At 39.3% G+C, this 951-nt stretch carries 2 protein-coding genes; both read left to right on the top strand.

Annotated features, from left to right (window positions below; all coding sequences use genetic code 11):
• Window positions 1-619: YicC family protein (locus tag RM529_RS17545; RefSeq protein WP_311486025.1), on the top strand; the 619-nt coding region annotated here is incomplete at its 5' end.
• Between the two features lies 1 nt (window position 620).
• Window positions 621-951, top strand: a 331-nt coding sequence (locus tag RM529_RS17540) for a guanylate kinase (protein ID WP_432264549.1), incomplete at its 3' end; no start/stop codon positions are given.

The raw sequence follows: 951 nt of genomic DNA, 5'->3' as shown, positions 1-951 counted from the left end.
CGAAGCTGTGGTAAAAAAATACATGGAACAGCTTAGAGCTCTTGTGAACGGAGATGAAACTGAGCTTCTAAAAATGGCAGTAAGGATGCCCGATGCTTTAAAGACTGAACGGGAAGAAATAGACGAAACCGAGTTTAAGGCTATAGAGGACGCTGTAGAAGAAGCGCTTACCGAAATCAATAACTTTAGGACAGCTGAAGGACAAGCCCTGGAAAAAGATTTGAAATTAAGGGTTTCTAATATTGAAGATTTGTTGCAGCAAATCATAAAAATGGATCCCGACAGGATTGACGGTGTAAAGGAGCGGCTTAGAAAAGGAGTTGAAGAAATTAAAGAAAGTGTAGACGAAAACCGCTTTGAGCAGGAACTGGTGTATTATATAGAAAAATTTGATATTACCGAGGAGAAAGTAAGGCTGGAAAATCATCTTAATTATTTTAATGAGACGCTAAACAGCAAAGATTCTAACGGGAGGAAACTTGCTTTTATTTCTCAGGAAATGGGCAGGGAAATTAATACGATTGGCAGCAAATCCAATTATGCTCCCATGCAGCAGTTAGTAGTGCAGATGAAAGATGAGCTGGAAAAAATTAAGGAACAACTTTTAAACGTACTTTAAAATGAGCGATGGTAAACTAATCGTATTTTCTGCACCCTCGGGATCTGGTAAAACCACCATTGTACAGCACTTACTACGGCAGGAAGAGTTAAAACTGGACTTCTCTATTTCGGCAACTTCCCGTGAACCCCGCGGAGATGAAGTAGATGGTAAGGATTACTACTTCTTATCTTTAGAAGAGTTTAAAAAGAAGATTAAAGCCGATGAATTTTTGGAGTGGGAAGAAGTTTATCGCGATAACTTCTACGGCACACTAAAAAGTGAAATCGAGCGAATATGGAGTGAAGGAAAGCATGTGATTTTTGATATTGATGTTGTGGGCGGGCTGGATA

This window comes from Autumnicola edwardsiae (assembly GCF_031846505.1).
Lineage (GTDB): Bacteria > Bacteroidota > Bacteroidia > Flavobacteriales > Flavobacteriaceae > Autumnicola > Autumnicola edwardsiae.
This window is presented reverse-complemented; position numbering and strand designations above follow the sequence as displayed.